Annotated in this window: 23 protein-coding genes, 1 tRNA gene and 5 pseudogenes; 14 read left to right on the forward strand and 15 right to left on the reverse strand. The window is 70.1% G+C overall.

Annotated features, from left to right (window positions below; genetic code table 11):
* The first annotated feature begins 416 nt into the window (after positions 1-416).
* Both A6A29_RS32585 and A6A29_RS32590 read left to right on the forward strand, forming a co-directional pair.
* The gene (locus tag A6A29_RS32585) at positions 417-899 is read left to right on the forward strand and encodes a hypothetical protein (protein ID WP_073726504.1); all 483 of its coding nucleotides are present in this window, start codon (positions 417-419) and stop codon (positions 897-899) included.
* Between the two features lie 45 nt (positions 900-944).
* Positions 945-1,802, forward strand: coding sequence for an aminoglycoside phosphotransferase family protein (locus A6A29_RS32590; protein ID WP_073726506.1), 858 nt, complete (start codon positions 945-947; stop codon positions 1,800-1,802).
* 340 nt (positions 1,803-2,142) lie between these two features.
* On the opposite strand, the gene A6A29_RS32595 is transcribed toward A6A29_RS32590, so the two are convergent.
* Positions 2,143-2,478: a deoxyxylulose-5-phosphate synthase gene (locus tag A6A29_RS32595; RefSeq protein ID WP_073725738.1), complete on the reverse strand. Its 336-nt coding sequence runs from the start codon at positions 2,476-2,478 to the stop codon at positions 2,143-2,145.
* Between the two features lie 319 nt (positions 2,479-2,797).
* Here A6A29_RS32595 and A6A29_RS32600 point away from each other — a divergent pair, with 319 nt between their 5' ends.
* Positions 2,798-3,166 (forward strand): amphi-Trp domain-containing protein, encoded by a 369-nt coding sequence (locus A6A29_RS32600; protein ID WP_073725740.1) that lies wholly within the window; start codon positions 2,798-2,800, stop codon positions 3,164-3,166.
* A 54-nt stretch (positions 3,167-3,220) separates the two neighbouring features.
* Here the strand turns inward: A6A29_RS32600 and A6A29_RS32605 are convergent, their stop codons facing one another.
* Positions 3,221-4,531: a diacylglycerol/lipid kinase family protein gene (locus A6A29_RS32605; RefSeq protein ID WP_073725742.1), complete on the reverse strand. Its 1,311-nt coding sequence runs from the start codon at positions 4,529-4,531 to the stop codon at positions 3,221-3,223.
* Between the two features lie 536 nt (positions 4,532-5,067).
* On the opposite strand from A6A29_RS32605, the gene A6A29_RS32610 reads away from it, so the two are divergent.
* Positions 5,068-6,402 (forward strand): hypothetical protein, encoded by a 1,335-nt coding sequence (locus A6A29_RS32610; protein ID WP_079183117.1) that lies wholly within the window; start codon positions 5,068-5,070, stop codon positions 6,400-6,402.
* A 218-nt stretch (positions 6,403-6,620) separates the two neighbouring features.
* Here A6A29_RS32610 and A6A29_RS32615 read toward each other — a convergent pair whose 3' ends face one another.
* Positions 6,621-7,040, reverse strand: a complete 420-nt coding sequence (locus A6A29_RS32615) for an SHOCT domain-containing protein (protein ID WP_073725744.1) — start codon at positions 7,038-7,040, stop codon at positions 6,621-6,623.
* A 116-nt stretch (positions 7,041-7,156) separates the two neighbouring features.
* A complete protein-coding gene (locus A6A29_RS32620) occupies positions 7,157-7,504 on the reverse strand; it encodes a carboxymuconolactone decarboxylase family protein (RefSeq protein ID WP_073725746.1) in 348 nt (115 codons plus the stop codon).
* 1,283 nt (positions 7,505-8,787) lie between these two features.
* Between A6A29_RS32620 and A6A29_RS32625 the strand changes: the two genes are divergently transcribed.
* A complete protein-coding gene (locus A6A29_RS32625) occupies positions 8,788-9,063 on the forward strand; it encodes a hypothetical protein (RefSeq protein ID WP_073725748.1) in 276 nt (91 codons plus the stop codon).
* Complete coding sequence (locus A6A29_RS32630; protein WP_073725750.1) at positions 9,060-9,488, forward strand: type II toxin-antitoxin system VapC family toxin; 429 nt, start codon at positions 9,060-9,062, stop codon at positions 9,486-9,488. The genes A6A29_RS32625 and A6A29_RS32630 overlap by 4 nt, the downstream gene beginning before the upstream one ends.
* A 667-nt stretch (positions 9,489-10,155) precedes the next feature.
* Here the strand turns inward: A6A29_RS32630 and A6A29_RS47690 are convergent.
* The 3 genes from A6A29_RS47690 to A6A29_RS32640 all read right to left on the reverse strand — a co-directional run bounded on the left by A6A29_RS47690 (position 10,156) and on the right by A6A29_RS32640 (position 12,125).
* Positions 10,156-10,278, reverse strand: coding sequence for a hypothetical protein (locus A6A29_RS47690; protein WP_274535849.1), 123 nt, complete (start codon positions 10,276-10,278; stop codon positions 10,156-10,158).
* A gap of 90 nt (positions 10,279-10,368) precedes the next feature.
* On the reverse strand, positions 10,369-10,917 hold the full coding sequence (locus A6A29_RS32635) for a flavoprotein (protein WP_073725752.1): 549 nt from the start codon (positions 10,915-10,917) through the stop codon (positions 10,369-10,371).
* Positions 10,914-12,125, reverse strand: a complete 1,212-nt coding sequence (locus tag A6A29_RS32640; RefSeq protein ID WP_073725754.1) for a helix-turn-helix domain-containing protein — start codon at positions 12,123-12,125, stop codon at positions 10,914-10,916. The genes A6A29_RS32635 and A6A29_RS32640 overlap by 4 nt, the downstream gene beginning before the upstream one ends.
* Positions 12,126-12,156: 31 nt before the next feature.
* Here A6A29_RS32640 and A6A29_RS32645 point away from each other — a divergent pair, with 31 nt between their 5' ends.
* The 3 genes from A6A29_RS32645 to A6A29_RS32655 all read left to right on the forward strand — a co-directional run bounded on the left by A6A29_RS32645 (position 12,157) and on the right by A6A29_RS32655 (position 13,050).
* Positions 12,157-12,438: a hypothetical protein gene (locus A6A29_RS32645; RefSeq protein ID WP_385728009.1), complete on the forward strand. Its 282-nt coding sequence runs from the start codon at positions 12,157-12,159 to the stop codon at positions 12,436-12,438.
* Positions 12,439-12,589: 151 nt separating this feature from the next.
* Positions 12,590-12,757 carry a hypothetical protein gene (locus tag A6A29_RS46115; protein WP_206745377.1) on the forward strand — a complete coding sequence of 56 codons (168 nt, stop codon included), beginning with the start codon at positions 12,590-12,592 and terminating at the stop codon, positions 12,755-12,757.
* Positions 12,754-13,050, forward strand: a complete 297-nt coding sequence (locus tag A6A29_RS32655) for a hypothetical protein (protein WP_073725758.1) — start codon at positions 12,754-12,756, stop codon at positions 13,048-13,050. Before A6A29_RS46115 ends, A6A29_RS32655 begins: the two co-directional genes overlap by 4 nt.
* Positions 13,051-13,187: 137 nt before the next feature.
* On the opposite strand, the gene A6A29_RS32660 is transcribed toward A6A29_RS32655, so the two are convergent.
* From A6A29_RS32660 to A6A29_RS32680, 5 genes and pseudogenes are all read right to left on the reverse strand, one after another.
* A complete protein-coding gene (locus tag A6A29_RS32660; protein ID WP_073725760.1) occupies positions 13,188-13,427 on the reverse strand; it encodes a helix-turn-helix domain-containing protein in 240 nt (79 codons plus the stop codon).
* 282 nt (positions 13,428-13,709) lie between these two features.
* Positions 13,710-13,782: transfer RNA gene (locus A6A29_RS32665), tRNA-Arg, on the reverse strand.
* Positions 13,783-14,089: 307 nt separating this feature from the next.
* A pseudogene (locus tag A6A29_RS32670) lies at positions 14,090-15,525 on the reverse strand (sialate:H+ symport family MFS transporter).
* Between the two features lie 67 nt (positions 15,526-15,592).
* Positions 15,593-15,892, reverse strand: a pseudogene (locus A6A29_RS44490) (ROK family protein); the annotation flags it as partial.
* Between the two features lie 10 nt (positions 15,893-15,902).
* Positions 15,903-16,862, reverse strand: a complete 960-nt coding sequence (locus A6A29_RS32680) for a dihydrodipicolinate synthase family protein (RefSeq protein ID WP_073725762.1) — start codon at positions 16,860-16,862, stop codon at positions 15,903-15,905.
* Positions 16,863-17,035: 173 nt separating this feature from the next.
* On the opposite strand from A6A29_RS32680, the gene A6A29_RS32685 reads away from it, so the two are divergent.
* Positions 17,036-17,830, forward strand: a complete 795-nt coding sequence (locus tag A6A29_RS32685; protein WP_079183119.1) for a FadR/GntR family transcriptional regulator — start codon at positions 17,036-17,038, stop codon at positions 17,828-17,830.
* 21 nt (positions 17,831-17,851) lie between these two features.
* On the opposite strand, the pseudogene A6A29_RS32690 reads toward A6A29_RS32685, so the two are convergent.
* Positions 17,852-18,658, reverse strand: a pseudogene (locus A6A29_RS32690) (exo-alpha-sialidase); the annotation flags it as partial.
* Between A6A29_RS32690 and A6A29_RS32695 the strand changes: the two are divergent.
* Together A6A29_RS32695 and A6A29_RS32700 are read left to right on the forward strand one after the other, a co-directional pair.
* Positions 18,658-19,083: pseudogene (locus A6A29_RS32695) on the forward strand (dihydrodipicolinate synthase family protein); the annotation flags it as partial. The pseudogenes A6A29_RS32690 and A6A29_RS32695 sit on opposite strands and share 1 nt — an antisense overlap.
* A 333-nt stretch (positions 19,084-19,416) precedes the next feature.
* Positions 19,417-21,094 (forward strand): annotated as a pseudogene (locus tag A6A29_RS32700) (class I adenylate-forming enzyme family protein).
* Between the two features lie 118 nt (positions 21,095-21,212).
* On the opposite strand, the gene A6A29_RS32705 reads toward A6A29_RS32700, so the two are convergent.
* The gene (locus A6A29_RS32705) at positions 21,213-22,490 is read right to left on the reverse strand and encodes a M6 family metalloprotease domain-containing protein (protein ID WP_073725764.1); all 1,278 of its coding nucleotides are present in this window, start codon (positions 22,488-22,490) and stop codon (positions 21,213-21,215) included.
* Between the two features lie 263 nt (positions 22,491-22,753).
* Here A6A29_RS32705 and A6A29_RS32710 point away from each other — a divergent pair, with 263 nt between their 5' ends.
* Both A6A29_RS32710 and A6A29_RS32715 read left to right on the forward strand, forming a co-directional pair.
* Positions 22,754-23,416, forward strand: coding sequence for a TetR/AcrR family transcriptional regulator (locus A6A29_RS32710; protein WP_073725766.1), 663 nt, complete (start codon positions 22,754-22,756; stop codon positions 23,414-23,416).
* A 295-nt stretch (positions 23,417-23,711) separates the two neighbouring features.
* A complete protein-coding gene (locus A6A29_RS32715) occupies positions 23,712-25,244 on the forward strand; it encodes an MFS transporter (RefSeq protein ID WP_073725768.1) in 1,533 nt (510 codons plus the stop codon).
* 42 nt (positions 25,245-25,286) lie between these two features.
* On the opposite strand, the gene A6A29_RS32720 is transcribed toward A6A29_RS32715, so the two are convergent.
* On the reverse strand, positions 25,287-25,799 hold the full coding sequence (locus A6A29_RS32720; protein ID WP_079183121.1) for a MarR family winged helix-turn-helix transcriptional regulator: 513 nt from the start codon (positions 25,797-25,799) through the stop codon (positions 25,287-25,289).
* Positions 25,800-25,973: the final 174 nt, after the last annotated feature.

The following is a 25,973-nucleotide window of genomic DNA, read 5'->3' on the forward strand; positions in this document are numbered from 1 at the left end:
GAGGTGACGGCGTAACGTTTCAGTAACCGGTCTGTACCCGCGACGCTAGACAGCGCGCACCAGCCCTGGAGGGTGTGCGGCTGACTCCTGGGTGAAGTGCCCGTGAATGTCCGGCACTCGGGCGGGGCGTCCGGCACTCGACCGGCACTCGGGCGGTACTCGACCGGTACTCGGCGGGGCGCGTCCGGCGCTCGTCGCGTCGGCGCCGGGTGCCGCGGTGCTGGCTGCCGGGTGCCTCGTGGATCGTGCCGGGTGTTCCGTGTTCCGTGTTCCGTGCTCCGCGCGGCCGGGCCTGCGGTCACGGTTCGGCGGGGGCCGACACGTTGCGCTCCTATCGTCGCAGCATGAATGGATACGAGGTATCGCGAGCCCTGACGGACACCGAGCTCGCTTCCGCACCCGACTCCTCGGCCGCCATGCCGACCGAGGGCGGGGAGACCCCGGAAACGGACGACCGCGACCCCGCCCGTGTCGTCACCGGGATGGTCGACCACGTCCTCATGCTGGCCGCGACCTGGACGGCCTGGGACGGCGCGCCCATCACCGCCGGGGAACGCGTCTACACCCCGCACAAGGCGGTGCGCCGGGTGGCCGACCATCTGATCGACCATCTCGCGGAGCTGGAGGCCCGGTTGGCGGGCGAGGTGACCCGCCCCGACCACTGGCACGCCTCCGCGAGCACCACGGCGGCCGACCTCGCCCCGTTCCTGCCGGCGGACCTGGACGAGGCGCGGAGCCGCCTGGTCCGGCTGGCCCGCATCTGGGCCAACCGGCTCGACGCCCTGACTCCCGAGCAGCTCGACCACTCGCCGGGAACCGGCTGGACCTTCCGCCAACTGGCCTTTCACACGGCGGAGTCGGCGTACTACGCGGACGCTGTGGGCGATCTGCGGGGCTGAGGAATGCTGTTGCGGGGCGGCGGGGAACCCGGTTCGATCACCGGCATGGTCACTGATGTCCCCCTCGTACGCCGACTGATCGCCACGCAGTTCCCGCAGTGGGCGGACCTTCCGGTGGAGCGGGTCGCCTCCCACGGCACGGTCAACGCGATCTACCGCCTCGGCGCCGACAAGGCCGTACGGCTGCCGCTTCAGGAGGGCGGCGCGAACGACGCGGAGACGGAGTGCCGCTGGCTGCTGTACCTCGCCCCGCGGCTCCCGTTCGCCATCCCGGCCCCGCTCGCCCGGGGCGTACCGGCGGAGGGCTACCCCTGGTCCTGGTCCGTGTGCCGTTGGCTGGACGGCGAGAACCCGGGCCGCGACAACCCCGTCGACCCGGCCCCCTTCGCCGCGGACCTGGCGGAGTTCGTCACCGCGATCCGGCAGGTCGACCCTGCGGACGGCCCGCCCGCGTACCGCAGCGAAACCCTGGCGAGCCGGGACACCGCGACCCGAGCCGCCATCGCGGCCCTGCACGGACACCTCGACACGGCCGCCACGGCCACCGCATGGGACGAGGTGCTCCGGGCACCTGCCGCGTCCGGACCCGCCGTCTGGGTCCACGGGGACCTCCAGCCGGGCAACGTACTGGTCGCGGACGGCCGACTCGGCGCGGTCATCGACTTCGGTTGCATGGGCCTGGCCGACCCCGCGGTCGACCTCATCGCGGCCTGGTACCTGCTGCCCTCCGGGGCCCGGGAGGTGTTCCGTACGGCGGTGGCGGCGGACGACGCGACCTGGGCGCGGGGCCGGGGCTGGGCGCTGTCCATCGCGCTCATGGAACTCTCGTACTACCGGGAGACGAACCTCGTGATGGCGACGACGGCGCGCGGGGTGATCGGCGAACTGCTCGGCGCCGGGTAGGCGAGCCACCCGGACCGTGCGGAGTCACCGACGCTCCGGGCAGGCCGTCACTTCGCGCACAGGGCGGTGACGGGGAGGGCGCAGACGGCCACGACATCACGGCCCGTCAGCTGGCCAGGCTGGGCGGATACGTCTCGGCGGGGCGTCGCGTCCGCCCTCGCCCCAACCGACCGGGTGCGGGACGACCGCGGCGATGAACATCTCGCCCGCCCATGGCCGTTCGCGACACGGCAGCCGACGGGAGCCCCGCCCGCGCTCGTTCCGTACGCGTCCTGAAGCGCACTCCTCAGCTCCCTCGCCCCGGGACCGGCCGCGACGGGTCGGCCGATTCCCCGGCCGGTCAGGGCAGTTCGTCGCGGATCAGCGCCTCGGCGAACGGCTCGCCGGTGGTCCGGGCGTGGCTCATCCGCTCGCGCACCTCCCGGACGGTGCGCGGCCGGTAACCGGGCCCGTCGGAGCAGCCCGCGTGAAAGCGGACACCGGCGTGCAGCAGTACGGAGAGCGTGCGCCAGGCGGCGGCGTCCCGCCTCTTCGGCGCAGCGAAGGCCGAGCCGACGTGGACCAGCGCTCCGGCACACCGGGGGCAGACCCGGTCATGGTCGTACGGGCCGGGGCGGTGCCGCTTGTACGAAACCCGGCAGGGCAGGCAGACGTACGAGGTCTTTCCAGGGGGCATGAGGCCCAGGGTAGATCCGCGGGCGGAGGGGCTTCGAGGAGTTTCCGTCCCGCGCACAGGCACTCCGGCCGGACGCCGGACGGCAGGTCCGCCCCCTTTGCCTCCGGGCACACTCCAGGGGCCTGCTTCGTGTGACCGGGGCCAGGCGTCGGAAGGCCGGCCCCACGGGCTTCGGCAATTCCGCGGGCTTGGGACTCCTCTTCACGCTAGAACGCTTCCGGGCCCCGCGCATGGGCGCACCGGCCATGGGGATGTCCGATCCGGCACGCGGCAGCAGAATAGGCGTTATCCACCCTTTCCTTCTGGAATGGAGATGCCCATGAAGGACCTCAAGTTTGAGCAGAAGCGCTCTCTGTCACGTCTTGAGGCGGCTGACCAACTCACGGCACTCGCGGCCGCGCTGCGGGAAGGCGGGGAAGCCGAACTGGAACTCAGCCCCGGAACGCTGAGCCTGCGGATCCCCGACGACCTTCGTAGCGAGATAGAGGTCGGGATCGGCGATGGGGAGATCGAACTGGAGATCGAGTTCAAGTGGCCGACCGCACCGACCCGGACAGCGCGATCGCGGACGGTCGCAGCCACAGGGAAGGCCAAGAAGCAAAAGAAGGAGCCCGCCACGTCCGGTCGGGGCAGCACAGGAACCAGCAGGAGCAGAACCGCGAAGCGGTCCGCTTCGAAAACGCCCTGAGTCATAGGCATTCAACCGGTGACGTCCAAAGGGCGGCAGCTTCCTCAGCTCAGCTCAGCTCAGCGCCAGCTCCCGTAGCCGCCGCCAGTCCATGGGGGCCCTGGACCGGGGCATCCCAGGGCGGTGCCGTGGTACCCGGACGTGCAGGGCCCGGTGCCGGATCGTGCATCGTACGGGCGTGGGCAAGGTCAGTGCCTCACCGTCGACCCCGGCTTCGATCTCGGGCTCGTCCGCATCGATGACGACCTCCTGTGCGGTCAGGGTGGTGAGGCCGGGCGCGCGCCTCCCGGCGAGCAGCTCGGCTGCCTGCGCGGCGTTGTCGACATTGATGCCCAGGACGCCGAGGGCACCTGAATCCAGGACCTCACGGCGCCCGAGGCCGGCGAGGTCTCCCATCCGGTAGGGGTTGTTGCTGACGAGCACGGCCTGGGGGCCGTCGATGACCCTGTCCGTGGTGCGGACGGTCAGCCGGGGACCGCGTCGGCGGGTCAGCAGGTCGGGAAGCGTCTGGAGGATGGTGCGGACCTTGTCGTCGCGGTAGGCGGGACTTTGCACCACGGCCGCGTAGGTGCCGAAGGACGCGTTGTTGACGAAGGCACGCTCACCGATGAAACCGAGGTCGACGCGGAGTTCAACGCCGTCGGTGAGCGCGTCCAGGCAGGTCGACGGGTCGTCCCGGTCCAGGCCGAGGGCGAGGGCGAAGTGGTTGCGGGTTCCGGCCGGGATCACCATGAAGGGAATGCCGTGCCTGGCGGCGACTCCGGCGACCAGGGCCTGTGTGCCGTCGCCGCCCGCGACTCCGAGCAGGTCGGCGCCGCGTTCGACCGCCCTGTCGGCGAGCGCCACCACATCCTGCTGGTGAGTTGTGTCCAGCAGGAGGACATCGGCGTCGAGCGCCTCGGCCTTTTCCTTGAGATGGAACTTCCCCACCTTTCCACCGCCCGATCGTGGATTCATGATGAGGAAGGGGTGCTGGGGAGGAGCGGTCCGCATCTCCGGGGGGCCGACCTGCCCGATGTCCCTGCTGAGTGCCGCTCCTCCGGCGGAGACCCCGAGGGCCCACAAGGCAAGGGAGACGAGTACGACCCACAGCAGCTCCGCCCACGCGTAGAGCGCCAGCACCGCGAGCGGGGCGACGGCGGCCAGAGCGAAGGCGAGTAGCCTGCCGATTCCACGCAGGGTCAGTGCCCACCACAGGCTCGCAGCCGATATGGCCAACCCGGCCAGACCGGAGCCCAGGAGCGTGATGCTCTTGACTCCGGCGAAGACGAGAAGGACCACTACCGCAGCGAGCCCGGCCACGAGGGCAAGGCGTGCGGACCAACGCTGTACGAGGCGCCCGCGCGCCCCGGAGTCCCTGTGCATGGAGCCTCCTGCCGGGCAGGGCCGTGCCGAGGGCCTGTACGTGGGCGCCGCGCCCCGTGGGTACCCAACCGCTGTCCGAGCGGGGCGGCCAAGCCGACCCGGCACCCGGGCGGTCGGGCGCGATGCGGGCGTCCGCCTCGTTCGTACCCCCACGGGAAGCAAGTCGGTCAGCGGTACGGACCGCCGATGGCCGCGACCCGGTACGGCTGTGAGGGGACCGGTGTCGCCGCCGTGGGGTTCCACGCAAGGGCGTTCCCGCCAACAGGTCCATTGCAACACCCGGCGATGTGCGCCGCATGTTCATCGCCGTCGCGGCACGATGCACCAGCGATCCCCGCCGAATCGATCGATCGATTCGACACGCCAAAGCGGCGGGGACGCCGTCGCTGCCGAGTCTTCAGGTCGCCCGTGGGTCGGCGGCTGCCACTCCGGGCGGTTGACCGAGTCTCGCCCGTATGGTCCAGCTGCGCGGGCCCTCTTGCCGTGGAAAGACGGTAATGGAGGCAGGTCAACCCTTCACAAGTGCCGGAGCCCCCATGCCCAGCCCGCACGAGGCGCCCGAGCCCGCTGCCGTCCCCGCGGGGAGCGCGGGTGACGCGGCGAGAAGTGAGTCCACGTACGGACCGGCCGTACGGATCACGCGGAACACCGTCTCGGCAGTGCTCATCGTGCTCACCTGCGTTCTCGTACCGGTCGCACTGCTGACGGTGTGGGTGCACGACATCGCTCTGGACACCGGCCGGTTCGTGGGGACGGTCTCGCCGCTCGCCTCGGATCCGGCGATCGAGGACGCGGCCGTCAAGCGCATCACCCATGCCACGGATGTGCGGGTGGACGGCAGTCGGGCGGCCTCGGACATCGCCGCCTGGCTCCAGGCACAGGGCCTGCCACCGCGGGCCGCGCAGGCCGTGAAGGGGCTGGGCCCGCAGCTCGACGCCGCCATCAACGACACGGTCGAGAAGGTGGCCACCCGCTTCGTTCGGAGCGACCGCTTCGAGCGGATCTGGACGAACGCCAACCGGGCCGCCCACACCGCCGTCGTGCACGCGCTCACCGGCGAGGGCCGTGGCGCCGTGGGCGTGCACGCCGGGACGGTCACCCTCGACGTCGGGGAAGCCGTCGACCAGGTCAAGCAGGCCCTCGTGGACGCCGGCCTGTCCCCGGCCGCCAAGATCCCCGAGGTCGACAAGCAGATGGTGCTCTTCCAGTCCGACCAGTTGGAGAAGATCCGCAAGGGCGCCCATCTGCTGGACACGATCGGGAACTGGCTTCCTGCGCTCGCCGTGGTGACCGGCGCGGTCGGCGTGCTGCTGGCACACCGGCGCCGCCGTGCCCTGGCCCGTACGGCTCTCGGCGCGGCCTTCGCCTGCCTGGTCGTTGCCGTCGCCCTGGTCATCGCCCGCCGCTACTACCTGGACCACCTCCCGCCCCAGGTCCAGTCGGGGGCCGCCGCGGCAGCGGTCTTCGACACCTTGCTGCGCTTCCTGAAGGACAGTCTGCGCACGGCGATCGTGCTCGGTGCGGTCATCGCGCTCGGCGCCTACCTGATCGGCCCCGGACGGCTCCCGCGCGCCATCCGGGACGTCTCCGAGCGCGCCGCGGGCTCCGCGGCACAATGGGCCTACGCCCACCAGGTCCGCACCGGCCGGGTGGGGACCTGGACCCAGGCCCACCGCCGCCGGCTCGCCGCGGCCGCCCTGCTGGCCGTGGCTCTGGTCTTCGCGCTCTGGAACCACCCGACGGCCCTGGCCGTGCTGCTGCTGGTCATCATTCTGCTCGCCGTGCTCGCGTTGCTCGCCCTCCTTGCCGCCACCGGCCGCGCGACCACTGATGCCGAGCGGGTGGCACAGCGGCCGGAAGGCGGCGATTGAACGGCTGGCCGAGCGCTCCTTGGCTCCTTCAGAGCTCGGCGCGCAGCGGGTACCTGTCGGATCGTTCAGCGGGGTGGGCCGACGGCGCGGGAGACGAAGGTGTCGAGGGCGCGCCCGGCACGGACCGGCGCCGGGCGCGCCGTCGGCTCAGCGGCCCGATGGCGATGGGGGCCGCTCCTGGCCTTCGCTCTCCTGACGTGGCTTTGCCTCGCATGCCATTACGAGTGGAGGACTTTCTCCTTGGCCAGGCGGAACTCCTCGTCAGAGATGTCACCGCGGGCCCGGATCTCCGAGAGCTTGGCGAGTTGGTCCACCGCGCCGGCAGGCTCGGTGGTACCGACCGCCTCGCGGATGTAGCGGTTCGTCTCTTCCATCTTGGCCTTGGCGTGCTCCTGTTCGCGCCTGCCCATGTTCTTGCCCCGGGCGATGAGGTAGACGAAGACGCCCAGGAAGGGGAGGACGATCGTGAAGACCAGCCATCCCGTCTTGGCCCAGCCGTGCATGGAGTCGTCGCGGAAGATGTCGGCGACGACGCGGAAGAGCAGGAAGAGCCAGATGACCCACAGGAAGATCCACATGACCGTCCAGAAGGCTCCGAGGACCGGGTAGTCATAGGCGAGATTCACATAGCTGCCCATATTGCTTCTCCTGTTCGGTGTCATCCGTGCCGAGGTCGCAGTGCATGCGAGAGGAGGGGGCCGTCGGCCCTGACCAAGCAAGCCGGCCAAAGCTCGACGTCAGACCAAGCCAATCCTCATTGCTGCCCTTCTCCGGAGGTGTCCAGCCCGAACGCGTCGCTGATGGCACGGGCGGCGGACACGACGCGGGCGCTGCCCACCACGGGGGCGATCGCCACGAGCGTTCCCTGGATCTTCTCCATCGGCACGCCGACTTCCGCGGCCGTGCCGATGTTGAGCAGGTACGACGGGGCAGAGGCGTCAACGGCTACCAGCGCCGCGATACGTGCAAGCAGATACGTCTCCTGGTCCAGCCCGGACCGCTCGAACGTGTCGAGTGTCATCCGGACAAGCGTCTCGAACACCGGCGCGTTCGCTTCGGCGAGGGCGGCGATGCCGCCCGCTCCTTTCTCTTCCTCAGCCATCTCGGGCTCCTGACAAGGTGGTTCGGGATTGACGGCTCAGTAACCGGTACTCAAACGTGGTCAAGGAGGGGGTATTGGGGGAGGAGGCGGTTCGAGCTCTTCGCGCAGGCCGAACACCACGATGTTGCCTGCCGCGGTGTGCTCGGTTGCCGCGACGACGTCTTCGCATCCGGGACCGAGCCCCGCACCGCACGGGGCGGGCCTCCCGCGTGACGGTCGATGCCGTAAGGGAGTTCATCGACTCCACGGCCGAGCACTGACCCATCCGCCATGCTTTATGGTGCTTATTTATATTTTGTCCATCATAAACAGGGTGCGGGAACGCCGCACGGCCAAGTGGGGGGCCGCCCTGTCTGCCGCCAGTCCGTCCGGCAATGAGACGAGGCCCGGAGGCTGATGGCGGTCAATGCCGGGAGCCGGTGCGGACAGAGCATGACGGTGATCTCGACGGCCATCGAGCCCCGCCCTTCAGGGCTGTTGACATCCGGAAGCCCCCGCTGGAGGACCAGCACAGGCACTTCGACGCCGGGCTAGCCGACACGGAGATTGAGGCGCTGCCCGACATGCCGCACCGCTGGTGACGTTGAGCCACGGGTTCTGAGGAGTTCCTGCGCTCTCGGCCCTACGGGGGCTGGAGTTCCAGCCGCCTCCTGAGCGTGATCACTGTGGCCGAGATCGAGGCGGGGCGTGGCCGCGGCCCGGATCCCGTATGACAGGCCGCTGCGCCCAAGCCCTCGCTGCGGTACGGCGCGAATTCCGTGACCGCATCGCGCCGATCGGCGAACGGGGGGGGGCGGCCTATCTCACCAGTCATAAGACTGACGTGGACCTGGACGCCCGGGTTCTCTACTTTTGGCGGCAGACCCAACGTCGCCGGGGGTTCTCTATGACGACGATCCGATATCAAGGGCCCCGGACCATGACCGGTCCGCGGTCTTTTGCCCCCGGCAGGATTCGAACCTGCGACACCCGCTTGAGATTTTTCTCGGGGCGCAGCTGTGACCTGTGCAAACGTCGTCCTCAGGGCGTCTGGCCCGAGAAATCACTCCTCCACGCCTCTCGTCATGAGTGATGGTTCCGTTCCGGCCGGCCACCGGGCTGGGGCGGGTCCCCGGCGCGGAGCCTCATCGACGGAGGACGGCTGCATGCGCGAGAACTGCTGGCGTCACTCGGCCGACAGGCAGACAGACGCCCCGCTCTCGTCGTAAAGATGGGGGCGGGCAGGCGGGAACCCGTAGCCTGGTACCAGCGGCAGACGGCATGATCAAACGGAGGCGATGCGGATGACCACAGCCCCCAGCGGTGGGTCTCACTCGCCGCCGCCCCCGTCGTCGCACCCCCTGCGGACCATTCGTGACATCCGGGAGTCCCTGCCGGAGGACCAGCGCCGGCACTTCGACGCCGAGCTCGCCGACACGGAGATCGAGGCGCTGCCCGAGATGCTCCATCGCTGGGTGACACTGAGCAACGACGGCTTCGAGGAGTTCCTGCTTTCCCAGCCCTTCGACGGCCTGGAGTTCGGTGCCCGCTCCTACGACGAGCAGACGGACGCCGAGTGATCTATCTGTTCGACACCAATGTCGTCGCCGAGCTTACGACCCGGGCGAAGCCCAACCCCCGCGTCTTGGCATGGTTCCGCTCCACGGCCAGACCCAACCGCTTCCTGAGCGTGATCACTGTCGCTGAGATCGAGGTCGGCGTGGCCGCCACCCCGGATCCCGTACGACAGGCCCGTTACGCCCGAGCCCTTTCCACGGTGCGGCACGAATACGGCAACCGCATCGCGCCGATCGGCGAACGGGAGGCGGCTGCCTACCTCGCCATCCACAAGACGCTCAAGGCCACCGGCACCAGCATCGACCCACCGGACGCACTGATCGCCGCCACCGCCCTGGCCAACGGCTGGACGGTCGCCACCCGCAACATCAAGCACATGGCCCGAACCGGGGCTCTGGTCGTCAATCCGTGGGAACAGCAACTCTGAGTTGGCCGTAGCGGTCAGCGTTCCTGACTCACGGGCGACACCGCCGAAGGACAACGAGATCCTGCGCAAGGCTGCCGCCAATTCCCCAGAAGACGGTAGGCGGATCCACTTTCGTGTCGTCGACAAGCACCGAAACGTCCACCGGGTGAGCGGGCGGGGAACAGAACTACCGGCTGAGTCCGCCAGGTCGCTGTGGAACCGCTCCAGCAAGGCAATCGGCGTCTACGAAGGCTGGGCGTATGTGGGTTCGAGTCTAAAGGCAGAAGTCGGATCGGGCTCGGCGACATCCCTGAGCGGCACCATCTCCAGGATCAGCCGCGTCTGACAACGCCGCCACCCACCGGGACTGACCCGCCCGACGCACGAACGCCCCGAGCAGGTCAGCCCCTCGGCACGGACTCCGCAAGTCAACAGCCCACCCGCACATCGGCAACGCAACAGATGAGGGTGGCCGGGGATGGCCCCGTCACACACAGCGTGGTCCCCGTACGCGCGGGGATGGTTCCCACAACGCCAACGGCTTCGAGAAGCCGGCTGAATGGTCCCCGTACGCGCGGGGTTGGTCCTCGGATGACGTCGCGCTGGACGTCACAGACTGCCTGGTCCCCGCACTGCGGGGTTGCCCCCTTCACCTTCGGATGGAGGGGGCTGTTTCGTGCGTCCGGGGTCAGGCGTCGGCTGGGGGCTCAGGGTGCCGGACCAGCTTCTTCAGCGCGGCCTCGACTTTGTACCGGTCCTGCCCGGTGGCCGTCGCGTGGTCGGCAATGGCCTGCTGTACTGCTGCCGCCACGGTGAGGCGGCCTTCCTGCTGCTCGGCTCAGGCCGCGCGCTCCAGTGCGATCAGTTCGTCGGTGAGTTCGATATTCGCCACGGGCGTATCTTACGGCGCGTCCCCAGCCAGCGACCCGACCGCGTCCAGAGCGGCGTGCCAAGGGAATGACTGCGGGTCGCCATGCTTCGGCGGGTGTGACTCGTACCCGGAAGGACCGTCGAGGAAGACCACGCCCTGTTCCCGAAGGTCCGCGATGCTGCGGGCCACGGCAGGCTGAGCGCCCTGCGCGCGGTTGAAGTACGGCATCGCCGCCACTGGAACGCCCATGTGTACGCCCTCCGAGGGCAGCCCCAACGCGAGCGTGTCGGAGATCCCGTTGCCCCACTTGTTGAGGCTGGTGCAGGACAGCGGGGCGACGAGCATGGCGTCCGCCTTCGGTAGTGAGTCCTTCTCTCCGGGCAGCTTGTACTGCGACCGGACCCGGTGCCCGGTCAGCTCCTCCAACTCGCTGATGCGCGGCTCCCACCAGCGGGCGGCGGACGGGGTCAGGATGAGGCAGGTGTCCCAGCCGCAGGCCTGCGCCTGCCGCACCCCCTCGTCGATGTACTGGGCCGGGCCGGCCGCGCAGGCGATGAGGTAGAGAACTCGCGTCGTCATGCGGGGAGTCCACATTGCGCGGCCAGGCGGCGCAAGTCCCCGCCTGGAACCGGGGTCGCTCCGACTACGTCGGCGACAAGGCCGACAGTGGACTGCCGGCCGATGACCTCTTCCGGGGCCAGCCGTGCCGCGGCAACCAGAGATTCAGCGGCGGATTCCTTCCGCCGTGTCAAGAGCTGAGCACGTGCCATCGTGATGAGATGCTGCGCCTGGCGCTCCTTCGACAACCCGAACAGCGCTTCAACCTCCAGGCCATCCGCTGCCTCGATCGCCGACCACCCGTCCTCGAACCTGGTCAGCACATCCACCCGGTGGAGACTCACATTCGTCGGCCCGAACATCGTGTAGTCCTCGTCGAGGTCGGCACCCTGCTGGTCCGCCACCTCGGCGGCCTGGTCGACGTGGTCACTGGCTTGCCGAACTGCGGCCGTCGACCGGCTCAGTGACGCGGCTGCGATCGCCGCGTTCAGGTACAGCATGCCGAGCGTCGACAACCCCAGAGGGCCGCTCGCCTCCAAATCCGTGGACAGACGCCGAGCCGCACCTACGGCGAAGTCCACGGCCGCTCGGGGCTGCTGCTGGTAGGTGAGCGACTTTGCTACCCGCCTCGATGCCGCGCCGATTGCGACCGCGTCGCCGGAGCGTTCGGCCGCCGCCAAGGCTCGGTCGGCCACCACGGCAGCTTGAACCGCTGTTGCCGGACCGTACTTGTGAAGGAAAGAAGCGGTCAGCTGCAGCACCCGCGAGTACAGGGCGTGGGCCTCGCTGGCTGCGGTGCTGGCTTGCGCGGCGGATTGCCTGGCCTTGACGATCAGCGCGGGCAGATCCCGCCCGAGTGCCCCGTAGTGGCAGGCCTGGAATGCCTCGCAGCAATAGGTGAGCCGACGTCGCAACTCCGTGAGCGGCGGGGGATCCCCGTCGTCGTCGTTGCGGTACAGGACATCAATGACGGCAAGCGCCTCGACAGGCGGCGTGGTCGCAGGGGGCGGCTCAGGAGGCCCGTCCATCAGTAGTTGCTCCAAGGGGATGCGCAGAACGTCGGCCGCGCGCACCAGCACGGATAAGCGAGGGTCCTGCTGGCGTTGGCCGCCTTCCAGGTCCTGCACCCATCTGCGGGTCTGCCCCATGAGCCGACCGAAGTCGGCTTGGGTGAAACCGCGCTGCTCACGCCAATAGGCAATGCGGCGGCCGATGCGTCCAGTGTCCATGGAGCGCCTCCGTACAGGGCACGCACTTTGCGTGCCCACCCCCGTTGTACCGCGTCTTACCGTGCAGACACAGCGGATCAGCGACAACCAGGAGGGCCCCATGGCGGTGACGCAGCTACCGGCGGTCAGCGATCTGACCGAGCAGCAGCAGCGCGGTTGGCATTGCGTATGGTGCCGGTCGCCGCTCGGCACCGACCTCGGTGTCGACCTCGGTGAGCAGCGTGTCACCCCCGCTACCGGTGCCGCGTACGCGTGGTTCCCCCGTGAGTGCGTGGACGTCCTGGCGTGCTCGGGGCGGAGGGCGGCCCGGTGATGGCGTCGACGCAGCAGCGGACCGCAGTCCCGCCGCCGGAGCTTGCGTATCTGGCGTATCTCGGGCACACCCTCGTGTGCGATGCCTGCCGCGCGGGAGTGTTCTGCGCGACGTTCATACGGCTCGGCCGCGCGTGGAAGAAGGCACGCCGGTGAGCGCGCCGATCGGGTACGGGTACTGCTGGGCGGAGCGCCCCGATTCGTACGCCCGCTGCACCCAGGACCCCGGCCACAGCGGCCCCCACTACGACTGGCGGGCCCCCAGCGAGCATAGGGAATGGCCGAGCACCCCGGACAGCGTGGGGAGGCGGCCCGAGTGAAGTGCCACCACGCCGACGGTGCCCACGACTTCCCCGTCGAGACCAAGGACATGGCCTGGTGCCCCGAACACGGAGTCACGCTTCTGTGGCACGGGGACCCGATCACGGACGCCGAGCTGAAGACCGCGGCAGCCGTGGAGTCCCGGATGGACGAGGCACTCGCCCTGGCCGAGGAAGCCCGCACCGACACCCACAGCGCCCCTTGCCGGGCGGCCACCGACCAGCCGCATCTGTTCGACGGCCACACCGCCTGCCGGCGTCCCGACTGTGCCTGTCCCTGCCACACCCCCTGATCGGAACCACCATGCACAGCACGCCGATTCCTACCCCGCCCGCGAACGAGGAAGGCGGGCAGGGCTGCAACGGGTGCGGCACCACGAAGGGCGTCTGTCGCGACCCGAACCGGCACGGACTCCGGTAACCGGCCGGGCTACTTCCGAACGAAGTCGGCGAGATCTGTGCCCAGGGCTTCGGCAATGAGGATGAGGCTGTCGACCAGCGCGGCTGAGTGGCCCATCTCGATCCGGTTGTACGTGGCCCGGTCCATTCCGATGCGCAGGGCTACCTGCTCCTGCGTCAGACCGACGGTAAGCCGCGCGGCGCGGATGCGGTCTCCGATGGCCCGGCGGCGGGTGAGTACCCAGTCGGGTGGGGAAACGGAGCGCGGCACACAGTCCCGCTCGCCCGACCATGATCGAATGTATGTAGGGCAGAACCTACATCTTGCGGCACATGCCATAGGCACGTAACCCTGAGCGGCCGGGCCCGAAAGGGCCCGGCACCCAATGCGGCGCCTACGTGGCGGGGGCACGGAATCCATCCCTCGAACGAGTGGCGAATCAGGGCGCTTCCCGTGGGGATGTGGCCCAGTTGTGGCCCAGGCAGTGAAAACGGCCCCCGATCTCTTCGATCGGAGGGCCGTCTACGTGCTCTCACCTGCTATTTACCACTGTGCCCCCGGCAGGATTCGAACCTGCGACACCCGCTTTAGGAGAGCGGTGCTCTATCCCCTGAGCTACGAAGGCGGGGCCGGGACCTGGAGGAGGCCTTGGGGGAGAACCAGTGAATGGATCTTCGTCAGGCGCTACAAGTCCGCCGGCCGGACGAGGTGTGATGCCTTCTGCGATCTTGCTTTGGCAGACAGCGGGACACACCGACGAACGGCCAGGGACAGCGTAGCGGATCCGTGCCAGTGAAGGGCTTCCCTGTGGGGATATCGGCGGTGGATACGGGGTCCGCGTGGCTGACCTGCTGTTTCTTCGGGTGGGGTGGTGGGGGTCTCCGGTCGTTGTGGGCCGGGCGCGGAGGCCGGCCGTATGGCGTGCCCGGCTGTCAGGGGCTCTCCGGGATCAGTGGTGCGGCCAGGTGGTCGTGGGTCGCGTCCGGGTCCGTCAGGCGGTTCAGGCGGGCCGGTACGTCGAATCCGACCAGGAGCACCACGATCACCGTGCCCGCGAAGGTCAGTACCGCCAGTGCCAGGCCGAGGTCCATCCCGGAGGCGAGATGGGCGCCGAGGACCGGTGCGACGGCTCCGCCCAGTGCGCCCACGTGGTACGTGAATCCGAGTGCCGCGCCCCGGCTCTCGTTGGGGAAGTGGCCGCCGATGTAGCGGGGCAGGAGGCCCGAGATGCCGAAGCTGGTGGGCTGGAGCACGAAGAGCAGGAGGCCGAGCAGCAGCAGGTTGTCCCGCACCGCGAAGACCGGGCAGACGAAGGCCAGTGAGGCCAGCAGCGTCAGCGCGTACGCTTTTCTGGCGCCGATCCGGTCGCCGAGGAATCCCGCCGCCCAGCAGCCGGCCATGGTGCCGAATCCCGCGAAGTAGAGGACATCGGTGACCTGGTCGGTGGTGTAGCCCAGTTCCGTCTTCAGATACGTGGGCAGCAGTGCCTGGATCGGCCAGGAGTACAGGAACGCGAAGAACAGGGTCACGATCATCGACAGATAGAGCAGCCGGCCCCGCTTGCCCCCGAGTTGCACGGCGAACGCGGCGAGCGTGAGCCCCGCCACCACCGACAGCACCGGCACCATTCCGGCGCCGCCCGGGGTGAAGACCAGGAAGAGCGAGACGGTCGCGACGACGATGAGGGCCGTGTTGACCGCGGCCCGGACGCGCGTCACGAAGAGCGGGCGGAAAGGATGGGGCTTCGCGCCCTTGTCCGCGACCGACTCCGCCCACTCCTCGGCCTCGGGCAGCGCCCGCCGCATCCACAGGGCGACGGCGATGGGTATCAGGCCGAGGTAGAACATCCAGCGCCGGCCGAGCGAGGGCACGACCCAGTCGTAGACCTGCGCGGCGAGCACCGAACCCACGGAGAAGCCGGAGATCAGGAAGCCGCTGGCCCGGCTGCGGACCCTGGGGGCCAGCTCTCCATGACGTACGTGGCGCTGGCGTTGTACTCCCCGGCCATGCCGATGGCGAGGCGGGCGGCGAAGAGGCTGTGGTAGTTCCAGGCGAAGCCGCAGGAGAAGGTGCCCAGCGAGTACAGCAGGATGCTCAGCACCATGGAGAGCTTGCGGCCGTACCGGTCGCCGACGGCGCCCAGCACGGCGCCGCCCAGCCAGCGCGTGATGAACGCGCCCGAGATCAGGCTCGCCGCCTGCACCGTGCTCAGGCCGAACTCGTCGCTGATCTCGGTGAGTACGAGAGTGATCAGCACGAAGCCGAAACCGTCGAGGACATAGCCGATCCAGGCGGCGAAGAAGGACTTCCACTGGGTACGGCTCACCTCGCGGTACCAGGGGAGCGCGGGGGGCGTTGTGGTCGGCACGGTGCCTCCAGGGCGCGGGACGGCGCTCGCCGTTGAACAGCCGCCCCGCGTGGTGCGGGAGGGTCGGGACGGTGGTGCCCGCCCAGCCCCGGATGGAGTCGGTGGCGCTGGTGACCATGCCGGTACGGGGATCGACGACCCCGGCGGCGTCGATCCCGAGCGCCGTGGCGGTCCGGTCCGGGTCGACCTCGGCGGCGGCCGCCGCGAGCGCGTCGAGCACGGCGGCGGAGCCGTCCCCGGCCGGGGTGGGCCGGGTGCGCCGGGCCAGTACGGTGCCGTCGGCGCCGAGGAGGGCGGCGTCGATCTTCGTACCGCCGAGGTCGAGGCCGATCAGGACGGCTCCGGTGCCTTCGGGGCCGCCGGGCAGGGGCCGGTGTTCAACGGACCGGCGGCAGGCCGGCGGCGCGCAGCCGCCGCGCGACCAGGACGAGCGACTCGGCGGACAGCGGAATCTGCGGGAACGCGGTGTCCCCGCACTCGATGACGCCGAGCAGCCGCAGTGCCGCCTTGAACGAGCCGAGCGCCGAGGAACTGCGCCCCATGTCGGCCTCCGGGCCGGCATCGACCATGGCGAACAGGCCGATCAGCCGCTCCTGTTCCTTCGCGGCCCGCTCCCAGTCGCCCGCCCGCGCGGCGTCGTAGAGCCGTACGAATCCGGCCGGGTCCACATTGCCGATGCCCGGCACGACCCCGTCCACGCCGGCCAGCAGGGCCGCGTCCACGGTCAGTTCGGACCCGGTCAGCACGCTGAACAGCGGCGCCGGGCCCTGTGCGCGGCCCTCCCGGCCGCCCAGCTCGACGAGCAGCCGGCGCAGCCCGCCCTCGTCGCCGCTGCTGTCCTTGAGACCGGCCAGCGTGCCGTCCTCCGCCAGTTCGCGTACGAGCGCGGCGGAGAGCTTGGAGTGCACGGCGACCGGGATGTCGTACGCGAACAGCGGCAGGTCCACGGTGTCCCGCAGCCGCCGGAAGTGCCCGGCGATCTCCCTGTCGTGGGTGCGGGTGTAGAACGGCGCGGTCGCCACGAGCGCGTCCGCGCCCAGGCCCTTCGCGGACTTCGCGTGATCCACGACCCGCGCGGTCGTGGTGTCGATGACTCCGGCCAGCACCGGAACCCGGCCGTCGGCCGCATTGACCACGGTCTCCAGGACCGTGGCCCGCTGCTCGTCGGTCAGATAGGCGACCTCACTGGTCGAGCCGAGCGCGAACAGCCCGTGCACGCCCCCGCCGATCAGATGCTCCACGAGCCGCCCGAGCGACGCGGTGTCGACCTCCCCGCCGGAGTCGAGAGGAGTGCAGACCGGCGGGACGACGCCACACAACGGTGCGGTCAGAGACATGGTGAGGACTCCAGCTTGGTTGGTACGCCGACTTGGTCGGTACGCCGATCCGATCCGTGGCCCGAGGTGGCTGCCGGATCAAGACACAAGACGTAAGATGTCCTATGTCTGACTTACCTTAAACAGATGCTCCTGCGACCGGTCAAGGGGCAATCGCACCTCAGGAGGACGTTGTGGCCCGCCCCACCACGGCCCAGTACATCGAGCGTCGGATCAAGGAACTGATCCTGGAACGCAGACTCGCCCCCGGTGACGCGCTGCCCACCGAGGGTGAGTTGATGGATCTCTTCGGTGTCGGCCGGGTGTCGGTGCGCGAGGCCCTCAAGTCGCTCCAGGCCATGAACGTGATCGAGATCCGGCGAGGCTTCGGTACGTTCGTCGGCTCGCTCTCGCTGGAGCCCTTCGCCGAAGGGCTCGCCTTCCGCGCCGCCGTCCGCTACCGGCAGGGCGAGCCGGGTCTCCTGGAGCTGATGAAGGTGCGGGAGGCGCTGGAGACCGGCCTGGTCGGTGCGGTCGCCGCCGGCATCCCCGACGAGGACCTCGATGTCCTGCACGCCCTCGTGGCCGAGATGGAGATCGAGGGCCGCGACGGCCGGGTGGCACGTTCCACCGACCGTGCCTTCCATCTCGCGCTCTATGCCTCGCTCGACAACCACCTGCTCAGCGAGGTGCTGGACGCGTTCTGGGCCGCCATGGACCGGGTACGGGAGGATCTCGACGACGGCCACCAGGACCCCGGGGTCACCTGTGCCCAGCACCGCGAGATCGTCGAAGCGGTCGCGGCGGCCGACGGGGAGCGCGCGGTGCGCGCCATGCGCACCCACTTCGACGGCATCCGCAACCGTCTGGAACCCGTCCCGCAGGCGGGGACGCGGCGCGGGGCGAAACCCGCACCGGCCCCCGCACCGGCCCCCGCACCCGCACCGGCCCCCGACCCTGATGCCCATCCTGTGACGCCCAGCCCCTGACGCCCGGCGTACCGCCGTGGGTTACGGGGTGACGGTCACCGTCGCGCTGCCCGAGGCCCGCTTGTCGTTCGCCCGGTAGGTGGCGGTGAGCCTGACGCTTCCCGAAGCACCCGCGGTGACCGTGACGGGGATCTTGATGTGGGCACCCTGGCCCGGGTTGAGCGCCGGGATGGTGGCCCGGCCCGCCGTCCATCCACTGGGCACCGCGAGATCGATCGTGCCCGCGTCACGGCGCACATCCATCCTGTTGACCACACGGACGGTCATCTCCGTGCTCGTGCCCGCCTTCAGCGTGGCGGGCGGGGTGATCGTGATGTCGGCGCAGGTGCCGCCCAGCCACTTCAGGTCGAACGACGCGTACGTGATGTGCTGGTAGTCGGCGCGCTTGTAGAGCACTCCGACGCGTCCGCCGGGCAGCTTGGTGAGCGTCGAGCAGGCTGCGGCGCCCGCGTCGAGGACCTTGCTGATCGGCCAGGTCCTCCCGTTGTCGCAGGACATCTTCACGGTGAGGTTGCGCCGCGCCGACGCGTCGTCGGTGTTGCTGAACAGCAGCCATGACGACTGGGGGTCGGAGGACGGCGCGTCGGGGGCGTAGCGGATGACCGAGGCGTTGTTCGCGGGGTCGGTCAGACCGGTGTCCTGGGTGAACGGGGTGTAGTTGACGCCGCCGTCGGTGGAGTACGCGATCGTGCGGTACGGCTTCGACCGGTTGTTGAGCATGATCCTGCCGTCGGACAGCTCGACGGTTTTGTTCTCGTCTCCGCCGGGGCCGACCGGGTTGCCCATCTTCCAGGTCGCGCCGTGGTCGTCGCTGTAGGCGCTGACCGCAGGACGAGGTCATCAAGGTGATCACCGGCGCGGCGGCGGGCCAAGTGCCCGTCATCGTCGGAGCCATCGAGACGACCACCAACCGGGCCATCGAGCGGGCCGACGCGGCGGCCGGATTCGGCGCCGACGCGGTGGTCGCCACCGCCCCCTTCTGCACCCGCACCCACGGCAGCGAGATCGACCGCCACTTCCGGGACATCGCGGCTGCGGTCGACCTGCCGCTGCTCGCGTACGACGTGCCGGTCTGCGTCCACAGCATGCTCGACCCGGAACTTCTGCTGCCGCTCGCCGCCGACGGGGTGATCGCCGGGGTGAAGGACTCCGGCGGCGACAACGGCTCGTTCCGCCGCCTGGCCATCGGTGCCCGCGAGCTGCCGGGCTTCTCCCTGCTCACCGGCCATGAACTGGTGGTCGACGTGATGATGCCTGAAGCGTGCGGGCCTGGACGCCTGACCCATCGCGGGCGGGGCGGGACGGGACGGGGCAGGGGAGGGGAGGGGAGGGGAGGGAAGTGGAAGGCGTAACGGAAGTCGGGCCGAGGGCCGCCGGGGGCGCGAAGGACTCCCTTGACGGGGCAGAAAGGCGGGCATAGCGTCGCCGGGTTACTGAGCAAGCGCTTGGAGAGGTCGTCCGTGCCGCACACCGACCCGCTGCCCGTCCCGGATCCCGCCGCCCGGCCCACCGGCCCGGCACCCGGCCCCGCGCCCGCCCCATCGCCCCCCGCGCTCACCCCGCCCGACCCCGCCGCCACCGCCCGTATCGAAGCCTCCCTCACCGCCCCCGGTGCCCCCTTTCGCCGTCGTGCGCGCCGAGCACGGGCCGCTGGTCTACGTGGACGGGCCGCGCACGCTACGGGAGTTCGTGGAGACCACCTGGGCCTACGGCGACCGGCCGTTCCTGATCGCGGGGGAGCGCAGCTACTCGTACGCCGAGTTCTTCGCCGCCTCCTGCGCCCTGGCGCGGCGGCTCAGCGACACCTACGGGCTGCGCCCCGGGGACCGGGCCGTCGTCGCGATGCGCAATCACCCCGAGTGGCAGATCGCGTTCTGGGCGGTGCAGCTGGCCGGTCTGGTCGCGGTGCCGCTCAACGCCTGGTGGACCGAGGACGAGTTCGCGTACGCCCTCGCCGACTGCGAGCCGAGTGTGCTCCTGGTCGACGGGGAGCGGCTGCCCCGGGTGGCGGGCTGGGCGGAGAGGACCGGGGCGCGTGTCGTGCTCTTCCACGGGGAGGCGTACGCCGGGAGCGGTGCCGAGGCACGTGTCGAGCGGTACGAGGACTTCCCCGCGCCCGATCCGCTGGCCGCGCCGCCCGAGGTGGAGATCCGGCCCGAGGACGACGCCACGATCATCTACACCTCCGGCACCACCGGGCGCCCCAAGGGTGCCGTCGCCACTCATCTCGCCCAGGCGGGGGCGGCCCTCAATCCGCGCTTTCACGCCGCGGCCTCGGCGCTGGGGCGCGGGCTCATCCCCGGGACGGGGCCCTCGCCGGTCACCCTGATGACGTTCCCGTTCTTCCACGTCGCCGCGTTCACCGGTTTCTACGCGGCGATGGCGGCGGGCGGCGCCCTCGTGCTGATGCGCAAGTGGGATGTGGACGAGGCGCTCCGGCTGATCCGCGCGCACCGTGTCACGCACTACGCCGGAGTACCGGCCACCGCCCTCCAGCTCCTCGCCGCCGCCGAGGCGACGGGCGACGGTCTGGAGAGCCTGGCGATGCTCAACACCGGTGGCGCCGCCGCCCCGCCCGACCTGGTCGCCCGGCTCACCGCCCGGTACGGCGAGCGGATCGAGCCCCGCAACGGCTACGGCCTCACCGAGACCAGCGGCGGGGTCCTGGCGAACTTCGGCGCCGACTACCGCGCCCACCCCGGCAGCGTCGGCCGCCCGACCCCGACCACCGAGGTACGGATCGCGGGACCGTCGGGCGGGGCGCTGCCCGAGGGCGAGGTCGGTGAGCTGTGGCTGCGCGGTCAGGCGCTGGTACGGGGTTACTGGCGCGACGAGGAGGCGACGGCCGCGGCGTTCACCGGCGGCTGGTTCCGTACCGGCGACCTGGCCGTGCTGCGTGACGGGCGGGTCGCGGTCGTCGACCGGATCAAGGACATGGTGATCAGAGGCGGCGAGAACGTGTACTGCGTCGAGGTCGAGGCCGCGCTGCACGACCACCCCGATGTCGAGGACGCGGCGGTGCTCGGTGTGGAGCACCCGGTGCTGGGGGAGGAGGTCGCGGCCGTCGTCCGGTTGCGCGCCGGTGCCACGGTCACGGCGGACGGGCTGCGGGAGTTCGTCGGGCGGGGCCTGGCCGCGTTCAAGGTGCCGGCCCATGTGCTGTTCACCGATGAGCCGCTGCCCCGCAACGCGACCGGCAAGATCCTCAAGCGGGAGCTGCGCGGCGCGGTCCGCGACCTGGTGGCGGGCGCGGAGCCGGAGTAACCGTAGATGCGGAAGAAACCGAAGGTGCGGGAGAAACAGAAGGTGCGGGAGAAACAGAAGGTGCGGAAGGCGGCCCGTAAGGCGCAGAAGGCCCAGAAGGCGCACAGGGCGCCGGGGGTCAGGGGCGGGTGATCCGTATCCGGTAGTTGCCCGCCGAGTCCTCGTCGAGCACGGATATGCGTATGCCGTTGGACCGGTCGGTGAACGTCTCACCGGGCCGGAACGGCGCGTCGGACAGCTCGGCGTGCACATTGGGCCGCCGGGTGCAGCCCCCGCTGTCCTTGGTGCTGTCCGCGATGGAGACCGGTCCCTGGCCGGTGTCCACGTCGGAGCTGACCTTGTAGATCAGGACGCCGGGCCGGCAGACCGCCTCGTCGTTGCCCGCGGGCGTCCGTACCTCCACCGCGTAGCCGGACTGGGCGCCCAGCGGCACGAAGGCGAGTTTGGGGCCGCCCGCGGTGGCCAGTGGGCCGAGAATGTGGTCGCTGGTGCCGGGCCCGGACGCACAGCTGATCTGGCTGTTGTCGAGCCAGCCGAGCTTCCACTTGTGCCAGCCAAGGAAGTCGTTGTTGGCCCCCCAGTCCTCGGACATGATGTCCCAGTGCCCGACGGAGCCGCCGCCCTCCATGGTGTAGAGGTCGGGCAGCCCGAAGACATGGCCGTTCTCGTGCGGCAGGACGCGGTACCCCGTCTCGGCGTACGACCCGGAGCCGTCGTCCTGGCGGCTGTAGACGAACGAGGTGTTGGCGAGCGGGACACCGTCCGCGTACGGGGCGTCGTCGTTGCCGGAGAACGTCACCGACAGCACGGTGTCCAGCGCCGAGGGGCCGGCGTTCGGGGTGACCAGCACGTTGACCAGGTCGTACGCGGAGAAGTCCACCTTCGGGTCGGCGGTCGCGACGAGGTCCTTGACGAGCTTGCGGTAGCCCGGTTCGTACGGTGAGCCGCGCTCTATCCCGTACTCCGAGAACGGCAGCGGCATCCTCAGCCAGGTCTTCGCCGGGGCTTCGGGATGGTAGTCGAGCCGGCCGTAGGAGCTGGTCCGGAACCAGTCCGAGGTCTGCGGGAAGAACTCCGCGAACCGGTCAGCCGCCGGTTCGGTCCCCGGCGCGTCCGGGAAGTCGATCATCAGGGTGAGGGCCCTCACCCGGCCGGTGGAGCGGGCGTAACCGGGTGGGGTCGGCATGCCCTCCGACATCTGTACGCCCATGGTGGCCGGGATGCGGCAGGGGCCGTGGCCGGCCTCCTGCGCGGCGGCCACCGGGCCCGCCGAGGCGCGGCTGGGGACGGGCAGGGTGGAGCTGGCCGTGGCCATGGCCGCGATGACCAGGGCGGTCGCTCCGGCGAGTGCGGCGGGGCGACGGTGTCTGCGTATCCGGTGGCGGGGCTGCTGCATTTCAGGCGCCTTCGGGTCCGCGGCAGCCGGCCGACCCCTGGCTGCGCTCTGGCGATCAGCCTCTGCCGGGCCGTGCGGCGCCGCTCGCTGGGTGCCGCCGATCGGAGGTATTTCCCGACCGAAGGGTGTGGCGCAGGTCATATCGGTGCGGGAAATAACCGGGGAGCACCTCCCCGTTTGCATCTGTGTCCCCATGAAGCGGGGAAACGGTCCCCGGTTACGCCGAGGGGTCGTCCGGATACCCAGAGGGAAGGGCCGCAGTCGTGCAGACCGTCGACGGGACCACCGCATCGGCAGCCCGGCGCCGTACGCCCCGTCCGCGGGCCGACGCGCTGCGCAACCGGGAGCGGATCGTGACGGCCGCACGCGAGATGTTCGTCGAGTTCGGGCCGGATGTGCCGCTCGACGATGTCGCGCGCCGGGCCGGAGTCGGCAATGCCACGCTCTACCGGAACTTCCCCGACCGGGCGGCACTGACCCATGAGGTCGTCCTCGCGGTCACCTCCCGGACCACGGACCGGGCCGAGGAGGCCGTCGCGGCGGAATCCGACCCGTTCGCCGCGCTCAGCCGCTTCGTGCACGCCGCCGCGGACGAACGGATCGGCGCCCTGTGCCCGATGCTCTCCGGCGTCTTCGACAAGGACCACCCCGAACTGCTCGCCGAGCGCCGGCGCCTCGAAGAGGCCGTCGAAGGGCTCGTGCGGCGCGCCATGTCCGCGGGGCGGCTGCGTACCGACATCGCCGTCGGTGACGTACTCGTCGCCCTCTCCCAGCTCACCCGGCCACTGCCCGGCATCGCCTGCCCGGACATCGACCGGTTCACCCACCGCCATCTGCAACTGTTCCTGGACGGCCTGGAAGCCCCGGCCCGCTCGGAGCTGCCCGGATCGGCGGCGACCTTGGAGGACCTGCGGCGTCGCTCCTGATGTCCGCGCCCATCTGACCCTTCCGGCCCGAGAGCCCCCGCCCGGCCCGATCGCGATCCCGGTCCCGATCCAGGTTCCCGCGGCGTGCGGCCTCCGTGCCCCTTGACGACGTCACGGCGTCACGACCTCACGTACCGCGTAGGCGTATGCACGCGCCCGCGTGTGGGTGGCGCACGCCCGCGTGCCCGTCCGACTCCCCGCTGACGATCCGACGACCTCGCTCCCACGCGACCTCACCCTCACGACCCACGCGACGTCTTCCCACGTCCTCGCACGTCCTTAGGTGGCTACTCCCATGTCAAAAACGGCCGGCACCCTGCTTCCCGACCCAAGTCGCTGGAAGGCATTGGCCTTCATCGCGCTCGCCCAGCTGATGGTCGTCCTCGACGCGACCATCGTGAACATCGCGCTGCCCTCCGCCCAGACGGATCTCGGCATTTCCGAGGGCAACAAGCAGTGGGTCATCACCGCCTACGCGCTCGCCTTCGGTGGACTTCTGCTCTTCGGCGGGCGCATCGCCGACCTCTGGGGCCGTAAGCGCACCTTCGTCGTCGGCCTGATCGGCTTCGCGCTGGCCTCCGCGCTCGGCGGGGCGGCCCAGGGCGAGGCGATGATGTTCGGCTCCCGCGCCCTGCAGGGTGCCTTCGGCGCCCTGCTCGCACCGGCCGCGCTCTCGCTGCTCGCCGTGATGTTCACCGATGCCCGGGAGCGTGCCAAGGCCTTCGGCATCTACGGCGCGATCGCCGGTGGCGGTGGCGCGGTCGGCCTGATCCTGGGCGGCTTCCTCACCGAGTACCTGAACTGGCGCTGGACGTTCTTCGTCAACATCCCATTCGCCGTGATCGCCGCGGCGGGCGCGTACTTCGTCATCCGTGAGCCGTCCGGCAGCCGCAACCGCTCGCCGCTCGACATCCCCGGTGTGGTCCTGTCCACGCTCGGCCTGGTCGCCCTGGTGTACGGCTTCACCCGCGCCGAGTCGGCCGGCTGGTCCGACACGCTGACCGTCTCCATGTTCGTCGTGGCCGTGGCGCTGCTGCTGGCCTTCGTCGTGACCGAGGCGCGGGTGAAGTCGCCGCTGCTGCCGCTGCGCGTCCTGACCGAACGCAACCGCGGCGGGGTCTACCTCTCGCTGGGTCTCGCCGTCATCGCGATGTTCGGCCTCTTCCTGTTCCTGACCTACTACCTCCAGGTCGTGAAGGGGTACTCGCCGGTCAAGACCGGTTTCGCGTTCCTCCCGATGATCGCGGGCATGATCACCGGATCGACACAGATCGGCACCCGGCTGATGACCCGCGTGCCCCCGCGCCTGCTGATGGGGCCGGGCTTCCTGGTCGCCGCGGCCGGCATGCTCTTCCTGACCCAGCTGGACATCGACACCAGCTACGCGAGCGTCATCCTGCCCGGCCAGCTGCTGCTCGGCCTCGGTATGGGTACGGCCTTTATGCCCGCCATGTCCCTGGCCACGCACGGCATCGAGCCGCGTGACGCCGGTGTGGCCTCCGCGATGGTCAACACCTCGCAGCAGGTCGGCGGAGCCATCGGCACCGCGCTGCTGAACACGATCGCGGCCGGTGCCACCACGGCGTACGTCGCCGATCACGCCGCCCGCGCCACCGACCCGAAGCTCCTGGAGCTCCAGGCCATGGTCAGCGGTTTCGCCAGCGCGATCTGGTGGGCGGTCGGCATCCTCGTCGCCGCCTCCGCCATCGCGACGGTGATGATCAACACCGGTCGTCCCGGAATGGGCTCGTCCGGTGCGACCGGCCCGGACGGCGGTGCCGAGGCCGGTGCCGAGGACGAGTTCAGGATTCCGGTCGTCGCGCACTGACGGACGAGGGTCCCCGAAGGACGTGATCTGCCCTGGTGCCGCTCAGCGGAGCCAGGGCAGATCCGCGTCCGTACCCTCCGGCTCCAGACCGGTGGCGAGCACCCGCATGATGTCCCCGAGGCTGTGCACCTGCTCGGGCGTGAGCCGTTCGAACATCGCCTTCCGTACGGCGGTGACGTGGCCCGGTGCCGAGCGGTGGAGCATCTCGTGGCCCTCGTCGGTGAGCACCGCGTTCTGGCCGCGTTTGTCGGACGGGCATTCCTCGCGCCGCACCCAGCCGCTCTTCTCCAGCCGGGCGACGGCGTGCGAGAGGCGGGACCTGGTGATCTTGGCGTTCTTGGCCAGCTCGGTCATCCGCATCCGGCGCCGGGGCGCCTGGGAGAGCTGGACGAGCAGTCCGTAATAGATGTGCGGCATGCCGGCATCACGCTGCAACTGGCGGTCGAGGTGGTCCTCCAGGAGCGTGGTGGCATGCAGATAGGCGCGCCAGACGCTCTGCTCTTCGTCGGTGAGCCAGCGTGGCTCACCGGTGGATGCCGTGGTCATGTACTCCACTGTACGACCTTTTCTTGAATGTTGAACTAGATAGGGCTAAGGTCTCCAGACGTAGGAGCTTGAAGATTCAAGAAGCTTCGCCCGGGTTATGCAGGAATCCTGAAGAAGGAACCCTTGAGTATGGCCTCGCCCCGCCCGGCGGGGGCGGTCTTGAGTAGCAGTGGATGGGGAATG

The sequence above is a fragment of the Streptomyces sp. TSRI0281 genome (genome assembly GCF_001905125.1).
GTDB lineage: Bacteria > Actinomycetota > Actinomycetes > Streptomycetales > Streptomycetaceae > Streptomyces.

Excerpts from the sequence above, each read along its gene's own strand:
- A6A29_RS32585 (WP_073726504.1), top strand. The coding sequence starts at position 417 with ATGCCGACCGAGGGCGGGGAGACCCCGGAAACGGACGACCGCGACCCC.
- A6A29_RS32590 (WP_073726506.1), top strand. The coding sequence starts at position 945 with ATGGTCACTGATGTCCCCCTCGTACGCCGACTGATCGCCACGCAGTTC.
- A6A29_RS32595 (WP_073725738.1), bottom strand. The coding sequence starts at position 2,478 with ATGCCCCCTGGAAAGACCTCGTACGTCTGCCTGCCCTGCCGGGTTTCG.
- A6A29_RS32600 (WP_073725740.1), top strand. The coding sequence starts at position 2,798 with ATGAAGGACCTCAAGTTTGAGCAGAAGCGCTCTCTGTCACGTCTTGAG.
- A6A29_RS32605 (WP_073725742.1), bottom strand. The coding sequence starts at position 4,531 with ATGCACAGGGACTCCGGGGCGCGCGGGCGCCTCGTACAGCGTTGGTCC.
- A6A29_RS32610 (WP_079183117.1), top strand. The coding sequence starts at position 5,068 with ATGCCCAGCCCGCACGAGGCGCCCGAGCCCGCTGCCGTCCCCGCGGGG.
- A6A29_RS32615 (WP_073725744.1), bottom strand. The coding sequence starts at position 7,040 with ATGGGCAGCTATGTGAATCTCGCCTATGACTACCCGGTCCTCGGAGCC.
- A6A29_RS32620 (WP_073725746.1), bottom strand. The coding sequence starts at position 7,504 with ATGGCTGAGGAAGAGAAAGGAGCGGGCGGCATCGCCGCCCTCGCCGAA.
- A6A29_RS32625 (WP_073725748.1), top strand. The coding sequence starts at position 8,788 with ATGACCACAGCCCCCAGCGGTGGGTCTCACTCGCCGCCGCCCCCGTCG.
- A6A29_RS32635 (WP_073725752.1), bottom strand. The coding sequence starts at position 10,917 with ATGACGACGCGAGTTCTCTACCTCATCGCCTGCGCGGCCGGCCCGGCC.
- A6A29_RS32640 (WP_073725754.1), bottom strand. The coding sequence starts at position 12,125 with ATGGACACTGGACGCATCGGCCGCCGCATTGCCTATTGGCGTGAGCAG.
- A6A29_RS32680 (WP_073725762.1), bottom strand. The coding sequence starts at position 16,862 with ATGTCTCTGACCGCACCGTTGTGTGGCGTCGTCCCGCCGGTCTGCACT.
- A6A29_RS32705 (WP_073725764.1), bottom strand. The coding sequence starts at position 22,490 with ATGCAGCAGCCCCGCCACCGGATACGCAGACACCGTCGCCCCGCCGCA.
- A6A29_RS32715 (WP_073725768.1), top strand. The coding sequence starts at position 23,712 with ATGTCAAAAACGGCCGGCACCCTGCTTCCCGACCCAAGTCGCTGGAAG.